Origin of the sequence: Agrobacterium sp. SOY23 (genome assembly GCF_027212525.1) — a bacterium.
GTDB lineage: Bacteria > Pseudomonadota > Alphaproteobacteria > Rhizobiales > Rhizobiaceae > Agrobacterium > Agrobacterium tumefaciens_I.
The window spans coordinates 467,085-480,723 of record NZ_JAPWDT010000005.1 but is presented as its reverse complement, the minus strand read 5'-3'; the positions used below and the strand labels follow the sequence as shown (position 1 = coordinate 480,723).

The following is a 13,639-nucleotide window of genomic DNA, read 5'->3' as shown; positions in this document are numbered from 1 at the left end:
GGGAATGCCGTGTTCGGAAAACAGCGTCTCGACGATCTCGACCGCCGTCTTGTCCATCCAGATGCGGCAATCGGACCGGCGCGACAGCAGCCACATCTGCGGCCGGATGGCCAGCGCATAGGAGCGCATGCCACGGGTAATCGGCGGTCCCTCGTGCAGTTCCGTCACCAGGCCGTTGAACGGACGGCGAACACCGCCGCCATCGCCCTGGCTGATTTCGATGGAGATATCGACCAGCCGTCCGATCAGTTCCTCGGGCTTGACCACTTCTTTCTTGGCACGCACCGTCAGGCGAATGTCGAAGAGCTGCGATACGCCCTCCTCGACGGACAGGCGCTCTGGCAGAAGCTGGTCTTCGCCGAGTGGCGAAGACACCTTCAGAACGCGGCTCGCCTGAACGAAATCGGAAAACGAAGGCTGGTCGTTCATGGGATACTCCTAATCAGGACCCGCGGCTGGCCTGCAGGGGCCAGAACCAAATCGTTTCCGAATTGTAGTAGCAGGCCGACGCGCATTGGGTGGCTTCCGAGCCGCCGCGCACGAGATCGATATGACCGCCACCCGTGTAGCCCGGGATATTGTTGAACGCCACGACACCGTTGCGCGCGCCGATGCCGTTGCGGGCCGTCGCGGGCGTGAAAGGCTCGGGCTCGCCGAGATAGCTCGTCCGCTTCATCAGGGTGGCAAGGCGGCGCATGTTCACCTCCGTACCTTTTCCGGCATAGGAGCCCTTCTGGATGCGGTGTGAGGCGGGCACGATATTGATGCCCGACTTCACGAAGGCAATGCTGACGCGGATCGCGCAGGTATTGTGATAGTTCGGATTGCCGATGAAGCTCTCCCAGCCGATTTCGGTGAACAGATCACGCTGGCTGAGATAGTTCGGATGCGACGGATCGCTGCTTGGATAATTCTTGTAGAGAGTGTCAAAGTTAACGCGCATGGTTCGTCCCACTAGTTACTTTTCTGCTCACAGGGAAAGGAGACCTTGAGCGCCTCCCGCACGAGAGTGGCTGCCTGTTCATCCAGTTTTTCCGCAGGGATATCGCCGAGATAGGTGTAGATCCGGTCGGTGAGCTCATGGGGCGCCACGGCACCCGCACCGCACCAGTCCGATCCGCCTGTCAGATCGGCCACACCGGCGATGTAGGCGCTCGATTTCGCGACGGAAACCAGCCGCCTCATTTCCGGATCAGTCACTTCCGGCGCAAGCTTGCCCTCAATGGCCTGCTTGAGTTCGGCACCGGAAAAAATCCATGTCCGTTCCGCCGCACCGGCCGGTGAATAACCGGACAGAGCCAGAATAAACGGCGCGGAGACAAAGAAAGCATATAGGGAGCGCATTATAACCCGCCTCGCCCAGCGTGGATGCGAAACATCACGATGTGAGCTGTAAAAACTGCAATGAAAACGTCCCGGTGCCGGCAATGCCGGCACCGGGTCGCGTCGCTATCAGGCGGCCTTGGTCGTCGCCAGATCGTAAGAAGCGATCATCGGAGACTGCGGCGAGTTGTTGTCATCAAACGGCGTGTACTTCACTTCCATTTTCGTGAAGTTGAGCTTGATGGTTTCCACCGGACGGTCACCGCTGGAATCCACCGAGTAGCTGGCGATAAGCGTGTTCGTCAGCAGGTACTCGATATAGGTGTTGCCCGGATTGCCGGTCGTCACCAGGTGGATCGTTGCAAGCTTGCCAGTGCGGCCGGCGCAGGCTTCCTGGAAAAGCTTCGTGGAAGAAGAATCGCTGACCTTCGTCAGAATGACTTCCGAGATGGTCGGTTCGGATGCTTCGCGGTTTGCAGCAGAACCAGCAGAGGTGTTCATGTTGCGGGCCACGTTCCAGTGAATGGCTTCAATGTCCATCCACTTGCGGTGCTCCTCATGCGTGGCGTCGCCCTGGATACCGTCAATCTGCAGATAAATTGGCATGCTGTAAGCTCCTGTAGCTGAAATGACCTCTTGCTCCGAGGCCGAGTTACCCTTCGTTCAATGCCGCATGCGTCGGGTAGCCCCATCCGACGCGGCAACTTTATCCACCCCAACCTCTTCGGTTACGGCGAATTCATCTGCTTCCCCAGCCGCTTCGGCACGAATGCCGAACCCGTTTTCACCAAAATCGACAATGATCTTCCCCACACGTTCTCCCGCGATGACCTTCTCAAGGAAAAAGCTGGAAAGAGGCGGCAGGAGATCCTTGCCGATCATGATCTCGATGGCGCGTGCGCCGATTTCACTTGCACCGGCGCGCGCCACCAGGGCACCGCGCGCCGCATCGGACAGGGTCAGGTCGGTGCCGTATGTTGCGAGCACACGTTCCCTGATCTTGCCAATCTGCATGTCCACGATCCTTGCAAGTTCCTCCGTGCCGAGCGGCATGAAGGGCAGGATGATCGTGCGCCCGAGAAATGCGGGCTTGAACTGTTTGGAGAGCTCCGGCATCAGAAGCGCTTCCAGCGCTTCGCCTTCCGGCATCGTGTCGGGATCGGCGGACAGCGCCGACAGCAGTTCCGAACCGGTATTGGCGGTCATGAAGATCGTGGTGTTCTTGAAATCGACGTCGCGGCCTTCGCCATCACGAAGTACACCCTTGTCGAACACCTGATAGAAAATATCCTGGACGCCGGGATGGGCCTTGTCGATCTCATCGAGAAGGAGAACGCCGAACGGCCGGCGGCGCACCGCTTCCGTCAGCACCCCGCCCTCGCCGAAACCGACATAACCGGGCGGTGAGCCGAGAAGCAGCGAAACCTTGTGCTCCTCCTTGAACTCCGACATGTTGATCGTCGTCAGGTGGCTGTTGCCGCCGTAAAGCAGATCGGCCAGCGACAGCGCCGTTTCGGTCTTGCCCGTTCCGGACATGCCGACAAGGAAGAACACGGCCGGCGGGCGGCGTGGATCGGACAATCCGGCCCGGGCGGTGCGCATGGCATCGGCAATCCGGGTAATCGCGGCATCCTGCCCCACCACCCGCTGCCGCATGCGCTGATCCAGCGTGCGGGCGCTCTCGATCTGGTCCGCCAGAAGTTTGCCGAGCGGAATCCCGGTCCATCGCGAGACGACAGCGGCGATCGCTTCCCGATCAACCACGGTCGGTACAAGCCTTTCGGCATTTGCCGGCCGCATCTCCGCGGCAGGCCGCAGGTGCGAAACATTCGACGCACCGGTTTCGGCTGGCTGCTCTTCACTGAGCGCCGCCAGTTCAGCCATTTCCGCCTCGTAGCGGCTGCGCAGATCATCGATCCCGCCCTCGAGCTGTTCAAGCTCGTCGCGTATCGACCGGATGCGGTTTTGCATGTCCTCATCCTGCGGTTCACGCAGTAGCCAGTTCAGCTCGTCCGACAGAAGGCGCCGCTCGCTTTCCATGGCACGCAACCGCTCCGGCAGGGTCTGGCGCGCCAGCGAAACGGCCGCGGCGGCGGTATCAAGCAGGCTGACAGCCTTGTCCGGCAATTGCCGCGCCGGCATGTAGCGCGCGGATAATTGCACGGCAGCCACGATCGCCTCGTCACGAACGGTGACGTTGTGATGGCTGACGAAACTATCCGCCACCCCACGCAGCATCCGTATCGCGGTCGCCTCGTCCGGCTCGCGCACATGCACGGGCTGGAAACGACGCGTCAGCGCCGCATCCTTCTCGAAATATTTCTTGTATTCGCTCCACGTCGTTGCCGCGACGGTGCGCACTTCGCCTCTTGCGAGTGCGGGTTTAAGAATATTCGCCGCATCGCCCTGGCCCGCGGCCCCACCCGCGCCAACAAGGCCATGAGCCTCATCGATGAACAGGATGACCGGTTCGGCCGAACGCTTGACCGCATCGATCACGCCGTGCAGGCGCCGCTCGAACTCGCCCTTCACGCCGGCACCGGCCTGAAGCAGCGAAATATCGAGGTTCAGCAGGCGGACATTGCGCAATTTTTCCGGAACGTTGCCGGAGGCGATCTCCAGCGCCAGCGCCTCGGCCACCGCAGTTTTGCCAACGCCGGCCTCGCCCACCAGAATGGGATTGTTCTGGCGGCGGCGCGTAAGAATATCAACGAGCTGGCGCAGTTCATCATCGCGGCCGATCACCGGATCGACCTTGCCGTTGCGGGCATCGGCGGTCATATCCTGGGTGTAGAGGCGCAAGAAATCATTCTGGCCGGCGGCCTGTCCTGCACTTGCCGGCGCGGTAGGAACATCCGCGTTTGCGCTGTTCTCGGCCGAGCTGCGAAGACGCTCAAGCGCCGCACGATCCATCGCCTTGAGCGACGGAAATGCCGAGCGGACGAAGGAGCGAAGTGAGGTTTCCTCATCCATCGCCAGCAAGAGATCGCAAAGCGTCACGCGGTCACGGCCAGCCTCCAGCGAAGCAAGAATCCATGCCTCCCGGGCTGCCGTCAGGATGTTCTGGGAGAGCGACAAGGCCTCGCCGTCGCCGATAATGGCCTCCTCCAGACTGCGGCCGATTTCAGCCTTCAATACCGGAAGTGGAATTTTTAATTCGTCGAATGTTTCCACATAGATACCGGCATCTACAACCGCCAGCAGCCAATGCGGGATATCAACGTACCTGTGCCCCATACGCACCGCAACGGAAGCCGCAGCCTCAAGGGTGACGCGAAGGTCTGGCTCAAGCGCTCCAACGAGGCGATTGAGATCAATATGCGACATGCAATGAGCCTCCTGCCCCGGTTCATTCCACAACGTGACGTGGAATAACTATGATGATGAAACCGGGTTGTCCACCCCGAAGTTTATTTTTTATCGGGTTAGATTAAGCAGTAGACGCCACAATTTAGACACATTTTGAATAAGTCTGTCTGATCAATAGCCTCACGCAAGGGAAGTAACTACAAAAAATCCATTACTATTTTCTGGGGATAGACTACTCTTGGATACGCAGCATGTTAAAAGAGATATAGAGTTTTTGGGGAATTGCGGAGATAATATCCGCAACGATTCAAGAACGCGTGAAATATACTATAGAATTAAGGACGAAAGAAACCAGGCACGAGCAGAAGAGCGGGCTGCATCCCCTCAGGATAACCTGAAGATCTCCAGTAGCTGGGACAGTGTTAGCAATCTTGGATTGCAGATTATATATTCCGAAAGCAAAGATGTTGAAATATTGGCATGGCTCGCTGAAGCAAGCCTGCGACTGCGTGGCTTCCATGGACTGCGCGAAATCTACGAGCTTTGTGGCGATCTTTTTTACAACCATTGGGACTCATTGCGCTCGATCAGCGATGATAATGACGAGGAAAAATTTGCACCTTTTGCGGGATTGAATGGCATTGGCAGCGAGGGAACACTTGTTCAGCCGCTCCGGCTGGCGTCATTGATCCCCGGTGGGAAATTCGGAGAACACAGTCTCTGGGATTTCCAGCTGGCCCAACGGCCGAACGAGAGCAAACGCCGCGAAGAACTGTACCGGATAGCGTCCGAGGCCGGTGTCGCCGCCATGTCTTCCCATCTGGCGGCGGTGAATGCCTGTCTCTCCTCGTTTGACGCCATCACGGCCGTTCTTTCCGAACGTTGCGGCCAGGCCGCCCCCCCGAGTTCCAATATCCGCAACACGCTTATCGAAGCGGCCGCGGCAATTCGCACGCTGGGCGGGCGCGACCAGGAGCCGGCACCGGTCGCGCAGGCGCCAGCCACCGTTGCGGGCGCCGATGTAAGCGGGCAGCCGGCCGTGCGGACACCCGCAGCCTCCCCGGAAGGCATATCTTCGCGCGACGAAGCGTTTGAAACTCTTCTTTCGGTTGCGCGTTACTTTCGCCGGACCGAGCCGCATTCACCGATCTCGCTCTCCATCGAAACGCTGGTTCGCAGGGGGCGCATGGATTTTTCGGAACTGCTGGCGGAGCTTCTGCCCGAAGCGCAGGCCCGCAACGCCGTTCTAACCGCCGCCGGCATCAAACCCGGCGGAGACAACAACGGAAAATAACCAATTCGGGGCGGGACGACGCCCCGTAACAGTCATCTATGCCAAGGGGCATCAAGGAGGTTGAAATGGCAAGTGTACATGAAAAGCTGGAGCGGGTTCGCAAACCCCGCGTTCACATCAAATATGAAGTCGAGACCGAAGGCGCGATGGTGGTCAAGGAACTGCCTTTTGTGGTCGGCGTGCTCGGTGATTTCTCCGGCAATCCCACCCAGCCGCTGAAGCCGTTCGGCGAGCGCAAATTCGTTCAGATCGACCGCGACAATTTCGACGAAGTCATGCGCCGCATGACGCCGGGCCTCACCATTTCCGTTGCCAACACGCTGCAGAAAGACGGCACGGACATGCAGGTCAACCTGAAGTTCGAAAGCATGGATGATTTCGAACCCGGCGCCGTCGTGCAGCAGGTTCCGGCGCTCAAGGCGCTTCTGGATGCCCGCAACGAGCTGCGTGACCTGCTTTCCAAGGCCGACCGCTCGGAAGATCTGGAGCGGATGCTGGAAGATATTCTGCAGAACAAGACCGACCTCGCAACGCTGGTTTCCGAACTGAAGGAAAAGAACGGCGCGAGCGAATAATCGCCTGTGCGGAGGAAAACCTCCCCGAACGGCCCCGTCATGGGGCTTCAACTGTTCAAGCGGCATTTAAAAGCCGCATGTGGAAGGACTGAAACATGAGCGCTGAAAGCCTGCTGAAAAGCGAAGCCCAGGCAACGACCGCCGAAGATCAGGGACTGCTGTCCAAGGTGGTTGCCGCAACCCGCCAGACCGAACCGGACCGCGCGCAGAATCTTCTGCGCACGCTGACCGACCAGGCCCTGAAGGGAACGGTCAAATATGACCGCAACCTCACCGTCACCCTCAACCACGCGATTGCGGAGCTCGACCGGACGATTTCCGAGCAGCTCGCCGCCATCATGCAGGCGCCGGAGTTCGCCAAGCTGGAAGGCACCTGGCGCGGGCTGAACTATCTCGTCAAGAACTCCGAGACGAGCGTGAACCTCAAGATCCGCGTCATGAATGCCGGCAAGCGGGAACTGGCGCGCGATCTGGAAAAAGCCGTCGAATTCGATCAGTCCCGCCTCTTCAAGGCGATCTACGAAGACGAATTCGGCACCCCCGGCGGCGAGCCGCTCGGCGCCATCATCGGCGACTACGAGTTCGATAATTCCTTCGATGACGTGCAGCTGCTTCAGGGTGTCTCGTCGATTGCGGCGGCCGCTTTCGCACCGTTCATCTCCGCTGCCAGCCCACATATGTTCGGTTTCGAGGATTATCGCGATCTCGCCCGTCCGCGTGATCTGGAGAAGATTTTCGACACGGTGGAATATGCCAAGTGGCGCAGCTTCCGTGAAAGCGACGATTCCCGTTTTGTCACGCTCGCCTTGCCGCGTGTTCTGGCCCGCATGCCCTATGGCCCGAAGACCAACCCCATCGATGATTTCGCCTATGACGAAACCAGGGGCGCGGTGAATGGCGACCTGCAGCATGACGAATATTGCTGGATGAACGCCGCTTACGTCATGGGCACCAAGCTGACCGACGCTTTTGCAAAAAGCGGCTGGTGCACGGCGATCCGTGGCGCGGAAAATGGCGGCCGGGTGGAAAACCTGCCCATGCACGTCTTCTCCAGCGATGACGGCGATCTCGACCTGAAATGCCCGACCGAAGTCGGCATTACCGACCGCCGCGACGCAGAACTCGGCAAGCTCGGTTTCCTGCCGCTCTGCCACTACAAGAACACCGATTACGCTGTGTTCTTCGGTGCCCAGACCGCGCACAAGCCGAAGCTTTACGACAAGCCGGAAGCAACGGCCAATGCCGCCGTTTCGGCCCGCCTGCCCTATATCATGGCGACTTCGCGTTTCGCGCATTATCTCAAGGTCATGGGCCGCGACAAGATCGGCTCCTTCATGGAAGCGTCCGACTGCGAAGTCTGGCTCAACCGCTGGATCGCCAACTACGTCAACGCCAATGACGAAGCGGGCGAAGAAAGCCGGGCGAAATACCCGCTGCGCGATGCCAAGGTGACGGTGCAGGAAGTGCCGGGCAAACCCGGCGCCTACAACGCGGTCGCATGGATGCGGCCCTGGTTGCAGATGGAAGAACTGACGACCTCGCTGCGCATGGTCGCCCGTATTCCATCCAAGAACTGAGCACGGACCGGGGTGGTCCGCCACCCCGGCCCCGTTCATCACCCGGAGCCCGCTCATGGCGCATCAGTCCTTTCCGGACGCCCGTCTTTTCGCCGACCAGCTCATCGCTCTCATCGACGATGCGCTGACCGGCCAGGTGAACGCCATTCTCCATCACCCTGATTTTCAGGCGATGGAAGCGAGATGGCGCGGGCTTGCCATGGTCGTGCGCGAGGCGGGCCGCAGCACCGATGTCAAGGTGAAACTGCTGAACGCCAGCTGGCGTGACCTTGCCCGGAACACGGAACGCGCCACCGACTTCGACCAGAGCCATCTTTTCGAAGTCATCTATAACCGCGAATTCGGCATGCCGGGCGGCGAACCCGTCGGGCTGCTGATCGGCGATTATGCCTTTTCCCCTGATGATGTTCAGGGGGCGGATTCCATCACCACGCTCTCACAGATCGGCATGGTGGCTGCGGCGGCCTTCTGCCCCTTTGTTGCAGCCGCTGCTCCTTCCGCCGTTGGCCTCGAGGACTTTGCCGAACTCAGCCGGGTCCACGACTTTTCCTCGCTGAAGCAGGACAAATCGCGGCTACGCTGGAACGCTCTTCGCGCCCGCGACGATTCCCGCTTCGTCGGCCTTGTCGCGCCGCGCGTTTTGCTGCGCTCTCCCTACAGGCCCTATGCGCGTGAACGGGACGACGGATTTCCATTCCGCGAACATGTGGCGGAAAGTGGCGAGACACTGCTCTGGGGCAATGCCGCCTTCGCCTTTGCAACCGTGGTGGTACGCAACTTCGTCGATTCCGGCTGGTTTGCCGATCTGCGCGGCGTGACGCAGGACGCCGTGGATGGCGGCATGCTCTCCTCCTGGCAATTGCCGCCGTTCGATCTCGGCGTCGAGAGCAACGGCCTTTCCGCGCAGCCGCCCGTCGAGGTACAACTGACGACCGGACAGGAACAGCAGTTTTCCGATCTCGGCATCGTGCCCGTCTCCACCACCTATCTTTCCGGCATGGCGATCTTCAACGCCAACCAGTCCCTGCATGCGCCCGGCCATTATTCCACCGAAGCGGCAAGGCAGAACGCCCGCCTTGCCGCCATGCTGCAATATGTGCTGTGCGCCTCGCGGTTCTCACATTACCTCAAGGTCATCATGCGTGATGACATCGGCCAATTGAGCGATGCCTCGACGATCGAGCGCAAGCTGGAAAGCTGGCTTTCCTCCTACACGCTCGGCAATGACGATGCGGAAGCGGCGTTGCGCACGCGCTATCCGCTGCGCTCTGCCGGGATCAATGTCTTCGAGGTTCCCGGCAAGCCCGGAACATTCTCCTGCACCGTGCGCCTTCAGCCGCATTTCCAGCTCGATGACGTCTCCACGAGCTTCCACCTCATCGCCGAAACCATGATGCAGCCCACCGGCGCATCCCGGTCTCCGGCCGAGCCGCAAAGGATATCCGCATGACGCTGCGCGACGACATTTCCCGCCTTCTCGATGATGACCGGCTGCAGGAAGCGATTGAGCTTGCGCGCGAACACGTCAAAACCAGACCGACCGACAAGGACGGCCGCCATTTTTACATCGACCTGCTGGTGCTTGCCGGCGACTATGAAAAGGCCGATGCACAATGCAATCTGGCCGCAACATTTTCGCCGCAGGACAGCGTCGGTTTTTCCCTCTTCCGCCACCAGCTGCGCGCCATGGCAGCGCGCAATGCGTGGTTCGAAAACGGCGCCGTGCCGGATTTCCCCGGCGGCCCCTCCGAACTCGATCAGCTCGCCATCCGGGCGAATATTGCCGCACGCGGCGGTGATGTGGATGCCGCCAAGACCGCTCTGGCTGAGCTCGACGAAAAACGCGGCAATGTACCGATCGGCCACGATGGCAAGAGCGCCGGCGACATCCGCGATCTGGACGATCGGGTCCCGCATGCGCTGGAAGTGCTGACCAATGGCGGCCGCTATCTCTGGATCGATTATGGACGCATCGAAAGCCTCACCATCGACCCCATGAGCCGCCCGCGCGATCTCGCATTCCGCGGCGCCGAACTGACCTTGCGCGACGGCGCGGTCGCATCCGTGCTGCTTCCGGCGATCTATCATGGCGCGGGAGACGATGTCGGCCTTCTCCTTGGTCGGGAAACGCGCTGGAGTGAAGACGACCAGCCGCTGGTGACGGGCCTCGGACAGCGCTGCCTGCTGATTGGCGACGATGTGGTGCCGTTCCATGAGATCGGCTCCCTTTCCGCCGCGTCCGACGAAGAAAGGCAGATCGCCCGTGGTTGATCCGCTCGAGCAATATCGCGCACGGCAGAGAACGCTGTCGCGCTCCGTTCTGGACCGGCTGCTCGATGACGCGCCGGATGCGGAAACGGACAGGCTCGTCAGCCTCAAGGATCAGGCACGCGAGATGCGCGAGGTGATCCGCCGCGATCTCGAGGCATTGCTCAATACCCGCCGTAACCCCGCCGGCCCGCCGGCGGCGCTGAACGAGCTTTCCGATGCGCTGGTGAGCTATGGCGTGGATGGCATTCTTTCGGCCAATCTGGTGACGGATGCCTCCAAGGCGCGGCTGGCGCGCAGCATCGAGCGGCGGATTTCCCTGTTCGAGACCCGCCTTGCCGATGTGCATGTGACAATCCTGAAGAACCGCACGGATGGCGACCGGGCACTTCGCATGCGCATACAGGCGACATTCCGTCTTCAGGAAGGCATGCCGCCGATCAGCTTCGAATCCCGCATCGATCCATCGACGCAGCGTTTTCTGGTGGAGACGACGAATGGCTGAGGGTTTTCTCGAAAAATACAATGACGAGCTTTTTGCGCTGAGAAAGCGGGCATCCCGTTTTGCGGCTGCTTTCCCGAAAATCGCCGGCAGGCTGCGCATGACGGGCGATGTCGCCGACGATCCACACGTCGAGCGGTTGATCCAGAGCTTTGCCTATTCCGCCGCCCGTGTGCGCCAGAAACTGGATGACGAGTTTCCCGAACTGTCGGACAGCCTGCTGGAAACGCTCTACCCGCATTATCTTGCGCCGATCCCTTCGATGAGCGTCGTGCAATTCGCTCCGAGCCCGGCACTGGCAACCGTGCAGACGCTTACCCGTCACAGCGAAATCCTTGCCGAACCGGTGGGTGGCGAGAGCTGCCGTTTTCGCACCACGCAGGAGGTGGGGATCGTTCCGCTGCAGGTTACCGCCGCGACGCTTTCCGGCCAGCCGATCGATGCACCTTTTTCAGCCTCCTTTGCCGGGGCGGCGAGCTGCCTGCGGCTTTCCCTGCGCAGCACGGCGCCGCGCGGCGGCACCTTTGCGGAAATGGGGCTGACGAAGCTCCAGATTTTCCTCTCCGCCGCATGGCAGCAGGCGACCGCCCTTTACGAGCTTTTGACGAACCATTGTGTGGGCATGGCGCTTGCGCGTCACTCCGAAGACAGGGAAGCCGTTTTCCTGCCCGCCGGCAATCTTAGGCCTTCCGGTTACACCCGCGATCAGGCGATGCTGCCCTATCCCGCCAACAGCTTCGATGGATACCGGCTTCTCACCGAATTCTTCGCCCTGCCGCAGAAGTTTCTTTTCATCGATATTGACGGGCTGAACAGATGGAGCGGCGGCGATTGTGAGCTTTATATCTATCTGGATGCGGCGGATACGCGGCTCGAGCGCATGGTCTCCGTCAAGGATTTCGTGCTGAACGCCTCGCCGGTCATCAACCTGTTCAAACAAAGCTGCGAACCGCTGAGCCTCGATGGAACGCGCACGGAATACCGCCTCCTGCCGGATGCGCGGCGGCAGCGGACCCGTGAAATCTACGCCGTCGAAACCGTGGAGCTGACCAGCCGCTCCGGACAGACGGAAAAAACCTCGCCCTTCTTCGGACGCACCCAGCGCAACAATGGCGCGACGGTGTTCTGGCAGATCCAGCGCCGGTTTGACGACGATGGTTCGTCCGACACCGACATTGCCTTCGTGGATGAAAAGCGCGGCCCCCTCGGACCGCTCGACGTGGTGGCAAGCATCGACACGCTCTGCATCAATCGCGAATTGCCGAGCCAGCTTCCCTTCGGCGGCGGGCATCCTTTCCTGCAGCTTACAACCGGCAACGAGGCGGTAAAGTCCATCCACGCACTGATGCCGCCGACGGCGGCCATTCGCGTCAACGAGCGCTCGGCGCGCGAATGGCGGCTGATATCGCATCTGCTGCTCAATCATCTTTCGCTCACCGACAATGGCGGCGCGCCGCTGAAGGATATATTGTCGCTCTATTCCTTCCGGGACAGCCCGGAAACCCGGCAACTGGTTGAATCGATCAGCAATATCGAGGCGCAGAATTCCCATGCCCGGATCGGTTCGGTGATGGTGCCGGGAACGGACATCACCGTGGAATTCGACCCATCGCTGATCGCCCGCCCTGCGGCTTTCATCTTCGCCAATGTTCTCAACCACTTCTTCGGCCTTTACACCTCGATCAACAGCTTCACGCGGCTGACGGCGACGATGCGTGGCCACTCCAAACCGATTGCCCGCTGGCCGGCCCGTGCCGCAGACCGGCCATTGCTTTAGGAGGCCGGGATGGAGCAACAGACACCAACCGCAAAAGACCGGCAGGCAGCGCTTCTCAGCACCGATCCCGGCCGCTTCGACCCTGCCACCGCTTTTCGCGTGGCCCAGCATGTTTCCGATGACGGGTTGACGATTACGGCGCATGGCGGCGTGCAGCCGACCGCATTGGCCATCAGCGGGTTCGGCCGCAAACAGGGCGCGTCTGAGCTCAAATCCGCCTTCGCGCCGATTGTCGGGCCGCTCGGTTCGCTGCCGCCGGCCTATGGCGAATTGCTCCAGCGGGAGGAACGCAACCGCTCCGGGGCGCTTGCCGGTTTCTTCAATCTGTTCGCCGCAAGGTTCAGCGAACTTTTTGTATCGGCCACGGAAAAATACCGTCTTGCAAGGGGGCTGCGCTGGTCCGGCCAGAGCGGGAACAACGGCTTCCGCAAGACCCTGCTTGCGCTCACCGGGTTTCGAACGGCGGGGTTGGTGCAGAAGGCGGGCGTGAGCGAAGATACGCTTCTGCGTTTCAGCGGGCTCATGGCCAATCGCAACCGCAATGTCTCCGCCCTCACCTCAATGCTCTGCGAATTCACCGGGCTTCCCGTCGGTATCGAACAGTTCCGCAGGCGATGGGTGGCTTTGCCGCTTCACGAACAGAGCCAACTCGGGCAGGCCTCCGGTTTGCGGCTGGGGCAGAACACAACGGCCGGAAGCGCGGTGGAAGATATGAGCGGTGGTTTCCGTGTCGTCATCGGACCGGTTGCCTATGCCGATTATCTGGCGTTGACGCCCGGATCGAAGCGGCTTGCCCAAATCTTCTCGCTGACGCGCCTGTTCGTCGGCAGCGCCCTTGAGTTCGACGTGCAGGTGATCCTGAAAAAGGAGGATATTCCGTTCTGCCGGCTGGGTGAGCCCGATGCTCCCGCCCGTCTCGGCTGGAACAGCTGGGCCCGTGTGGCCCCGGCACAAAAGGACAGCACCGACGCCATCGTGACCGAGCGGGAAGGCTCGGCAATCTCCGCGTGAGGG

13 protein-coding genes are annotated in these 13,639 nt (G+C 60.6%); 8 read left to right on the top strand and 5 right to left on the bottom strand.

From position 1 onward, the window contains the following. The 5 genes from O3S81_RS17375 to tssH form a co-directional block, all read right to left on the bottom strand. A partial coding sequence (locus O3S81_RS17375) for a contractile injection system protein, VgrG/Pvc8 family (RefSeq protein ID WP_269345131.1) occupies positions 1 to 429 on the bottom strand: 429 nt, incomplete at its 3' end. A 13-nt stretch (positions 430 to 442) separates the two neighbouring features. After that, positions 443 to 943 carry a type VI secretion system amidase effector protein Tae4 gene (locus tag O3S81_RS17370; protein ID WP_269345129.1) on the bottom strand — a complete coding sequence of 167 codons (501 nt, stop codon included), beginning with the start codon at positions 941 to 943 and terminating at the stop codon, positions 443 to 445. Between the two features lie 11 nt (positions 944 to 954). Beyond that, positions 955 to 1,344, bottom strand: coding sequence for a Rap1a/Tai family immunity protein (locus tag O3S81_RS17365; protein WP_269345128.1), 390 nt, complete (start codon positions 1,342 to 1,344; stop codon positions 955 to 957). A 108-nt stretch (positions 1,345 to 1,452) separates the two neighbouring features. After that, positions 1,453 to 1,929: an Hcp family type VI secretion system effector gene (locus tag O3S81_RS17360; protein WP_003504561.1), complete on the bottom strand. Its 477-nt coding sequence runs from the start codon at positions 1,927 to 1,929 to the stop codon at positions 1,453 to 1,455. A gap of 57 nt (positions 1,930 to 1,986) precedes the next feature. Continuing rightward, complete coding sequence (gene tssH / locus O3S81_RS17355; RefSeq protein ID WP_269345122.1) at positions 1,987 to 4,650, bottom strand: type VI secretion system ATPase TssH; 2,664 nt, start codon at positions 4,648 to 4,650, stop codon at positions 1,987 to 1,989. A gap of 220 nt (positions 4,651 to 4,870) precedes the next feature. On the opposite strand from tssH, the gene tssA reads away from it, so the two are divergent. The 8 genes from tssA (at position 4,871) to tssG (ending at position 13,636) form a co-directional block, all read left to right on the top strand. Continuing rightward, positions 4,871 to 5,926: a type VI secretion system protein TssA gene (gene tssA / locus O3S81_RS17350; protein ID WP_269345120.1), complete on the top strand. Its 1,056-nt coding sequence runs from the start codon at positions 4,871 to 4,873 to the stop codon at positions 5,924 to 5,926. A 65-nt stretch (positions 5,927 to 5,991) separates the two neighbouring features. After that, positions 5,992 to 6,501, top strand: a complete 510-nt coding sequence (gene tssB / locus O3S81_RS17345) for a type VI secretion system contractile sheath small subunit (protein WP_269345118.1) — start codon at positions 5,992 to 5,994, stop codon at positions 6,499 to 6,501. A 95-nt stretch (positions 6,502 to 6,596) separates the two neighbouring features. Continuing rightward, complete coding sequence (gene tssC / locus O3S81_RS17340) at positions 6,597 to 8,078, top strand: type VI secretion system contractile sheath large subunit (protein WP_269345116.1); 1,482 nt, start codon at positions 6,597 to 6,599, stop codon at positions 8,076 to 8,078. 55 nt (positions 8,079 to 8,133) lie between these two features. Next, complete coding sequence (gene tssC, locus O3S81_RS17335) at positions 8,134 to 9,528, top strand: type VI secretion system contractile sheath large subunit (RefSeq protein ID WP_269345114.1); 1,395 nt, start codon at positions 8,134 to 8,136, stop codon at positions 9,526 to 9,528. Continuing rightward, entirely contained in the window at positions 9,525 to 10,349 is an 825-nt protein-coding gene (locus O3S81_RS17330; RefSeq protein ID WP_269345112.1) for a type VI secretion system accessory protein TagJ, read from the top strand. The genes tssC (O3S81_RS17335) and O3S81_RS17330 overlap by 4 nt, the downstream gene beginning before the upstream one ends. Beyond that, positions 10,342 to 10,851 (top strand): type VI secretion system baseplate subunit TssE, encoded by a 510-nt coding sequence (gene tssE / locus O3S81_RS17325; protein WP_269345110.1) that lies wholly within the window; start codon positions 10,342 to 10,344, stop codon positions 10,849 to 10,851. Before O3S81_RS17330 ends, tssE begins: the two co-directional genes overlap by 8 nt. Beyond that, on the top strand, positions 10,844 to 12,625 hold the full coding sequence (tssF, locus tag O3S81_RS17320; RefSeq protein ID WP_269345109.1) for a type VI secretion system baseplate subunit TssF: 1,782 nt from the start codon (positions 10,844 to 10,846) through the stop codon (positions 12,623 to 12,625). The genes tssE and tssF overlap by 8 nt, the downstream gene beginning before the upstream one ends. Before the next feature lie 9 nt (positions 12,626 to 12,634). After that, positions 12,635 to 13,636: a type VI secretion system baseplate subunit TssG gene (tssG, locus tag O3S81_RS17315; RefSeq protein ID WP_269345107.1), complete on the top strand. Its 1,002-nt coding sequence runs from the start codon at positions 12,635 to 12,637 to the stop codon at positions 13,634 to 13,636. Positions 13,637 to 13,639: the final 3 nt, after the last annotated feature.